This window comes from Paenibacillus sp. CCS19, assembly GCF_033239625.1.
GTDB lineage: Bacteria > Bacillota > Bacilli > Paenibacillales > Paenibacillaceae > Paenibacillus_T.
In genome coordinates this window covers 1-274 of record NZ_BTCK01000130.1, presented here as the reverse complement: position 1 = coordinate 274, position 274 = coordinate 1, and the positions used below count along the sequence as shown (strand labels likewise).

Annotated in this window: 1 protein-coding gene; it reads left to right on the top strand. The window is 56.9% G+C overall.

What is annotated here, in order from left to right:
* A partial coding sequence (locus SBI19_RS29430; RefSeq protein ID WP_317973083.1) for an immunoglobulin-like domain-containing protein occupies positions 1 to 274 on the top strand: 274 nt, incomplete at both ends.

The window sequence follows — 274 nt, the reverse complement described above, 5'->3', positions numbered from 1 at the left end:
CAAAACAGGTGTTATCAAGGCGGACGGAACGGTGACCCGCCCAAGCTACACAGCAGGCGATGCGACTGTAACGCTGACAGCATCGATCAAGAAGGGCTCCGTCGAAGAGACGAAGACCTTCACATTGACGGTAACGAAGCTTGCACAAACGGACGCTGAAGCAGTGGCAGCAGCGAAAGCGGCAGTGGAAGTAGGCTATGCAAGCGGCGAATCCGCTTCGGATGTGAAGCAAAACCTGACGCTCAGCACGAACGGCACGGACGGAACGAGCGTG